The sequence below is a fragment of the Cellulophaga sp. genome, from assembly GCF_039943695.1.
In the GTDB taxonomy this organism is placed as follows: domain Bacteria; phylum Bacteroidota; class Bacteroidia; order Flavobacteriales; family Flavobacteriaceae; genus Cellulophaga.
In genome coordinates this window covers 1-1,904 of the sequence record NZ_JBDVAA010000059.1, presented here as the reverse complement: position 1 = coordinate 1,904, position 1,904 = coordinate 1, and the positions used below count along the sequence as shown (strand labels likewise).

General features: G+C 31.5%; 2 protein-coding genes and 1 pseudogene. 2 read left to right on the top strand and 1 reads right to left on the bottom strand.

Going from position 1 to position 1,904, the window contains the following annotated elements; translation table 11 throughout:
- Positions 1 to 596 (bottom strand): annotated as a pseudogene (locus ABJD66_RS04240) (tail-specific protease); the annotation flags it as partial.
- Positions 597 to 815: 219 nt separating this feature from the next.
- Between ABJD66_RS04240 and surE the strand changes: the two are divergent.
- Together surE and ABJD66_RS04230 are read left to right on the top strand one after the other, a co-directional pair.
- Positions 816 to 1,598, top strand: a complete 783-nt coding sequence (surE, locus tag ABJD66_RS04235; protein ID WP_100894908.1) for a 5'/3'-nucleotidase SurE — start codon at positions 816 to 818, stop codon at positions 1,596 to 1,598.
- Positions 1,588 to 1,872, top strand: coding sequence for a hypothetical protein (locus tag ABJD66_RS04230; RefSeq protein WP_100894907.1), 285 nt, complete (start codon positions 1,588 to 1,590; stop codon positions 1,870 to 1,872). Before surE ends, ABJD66_RS04230 begins: the two co-directional genes overlap by 11 nt.
- Positions 1,873 to 1,904 lie beyond the last annotated feature (32 nt).

Below are 1,904 nucleotides of genomic sequence, written 5' to 3'. Positions count from 1 at the left end.
GTTGTTTTTGTTAAATCTCTTGCTGCTTTCTCTGCTTCGGACTTAGACAAAGGTTTGTCTTTATCTGTAAGTTTATCATCAAAAGTACTAATGGTTGCATACTTAAGTTGCTTTCTCCACCTTTCTCTTAATTCTTTTTTTGACGAAACAAAAGTCTGCTCCTCATAATTAATATCAATTTTCTCAGCTGTATCAAAATTAAAAGGCTTACTTAAAATATCTTTATATATGTCAGATGCTTCAGCCATACGCTTCTTTAACCTTTTATGAACTAAATCAAAAAAGCTGATGTCAGTATTTTTTATCTGATCATCAATCTGAAATTTATACTTTTCAAACTCTTTTATATCGCTTTCTAAAAAGTATCTTTTTGTAGGGTCTAAAACATCAATAAATTCTTCAAAAACTGACACTGAAAAATCGTCATTAATGTCTTTAGGTTCATAATGACCTTTTTCTAACATGTATGCAATTATCTCTATCAGTAATTTATCTTTATCACCGTCGTTAACTGTGTCTAAAGATTTATTTGTGAAACTACAAGACGCTACTGCAAATAGCATCCCAAGTGACATAACAATTAAATTCTTTTTCATCTATGTATTATTTTAACTTTAGTAGAATTTGGTTTCTTAAAATTACATTAAAAACAACGTAAATTTTAATTATTTTACCAAGATACTGAAAAAACTATGCCACATTCTAAGTTTGCAACAGTTTTTTAACCTATTTATGATAATTATAAGATAGATTTTTAAAAAGCATTCTTGTAAACATTTTAAAAACGTATTTTTACGGTATAAATTATACTTTAAATGGAAAAACCATTAATATTAGTTACCAATGATGACGGAATTACTGCTCCTGGCCTAAGATCCTTGGTTAAATTTATGAAAGAAATTGGAGATGTTGTTGTTGTTGCTCCTGACAGTCCTCAGTCTGGAATGGGCCATGCAATTACCATTAATAATACACTCCACGCAAACCTAGTAACTATTGATGATGTTGATGGTGCAGAACAAGAATACAGCTGTAGCGGAACGCCAGCAGACTGTGTGAAAATGGGACTTCAAGAACTTTTAGACCGCAAACCAGATATTTGTATAAGCGGCATAAATCACGGTTCTAACTCATCTATAAACGTAATATATTCTGGCACAATGAGTGCCGCTATTGAAGCCGGAATTGAAGGCATACCCGCAATTGGTTTTTCGCTTTGCGATTTTTCATGGGATGCCAATTTTGAAGAAGCAAAACCTTTTGTACAAAAAATTGTAAAACAAGCACTTGCAAACGGAATTCCTAAAGGTGTTGTACTAAATGTTAATATTCCTGTTAAGGAAAATGAACTTATAAAAGGAATAAAAGTGTGTAGACAAGCACGTGCCAATTGGAAAGAAAAATTTGACAAAAGAACCAACCCAATGGGTAAAGACTACTACTGGCTTACAGGTGAGTTTGAATTGCTTGATAAAGGCGAAGATACAGACGAATTTGCTTTAGCTAACAACTATATTTCTGTGGTTCCAACTCAGTTTGATTTAACTGCACACCACACCATACAACAACTAAACAACTGGAATTTAAATGAACACTAAAAAAGAGGTTATAATTGGATTTCTTGTAGGCATAATTGCCAATTCTATTGGTACGTTAGCTTACATTTTACTATTTTCTGATTTAAGTATTGTAGAAACTTTTAAAGCTGCTATTGAGAGCGACCATATTGGCAGTCTTTTAGCGCTTGGAGCTATATTAAATTTAATTGCTTTTTTTCTGTTTTTAAAAATAAGAAGAGATTACAGAGCAAGAGGTGTTTTAATAGCCACATTGCTAACTGCCCTTGTTATTTTATATTACAAGGTTTTTTAAAAATAGTATACATTAAATGAAATATTACATTA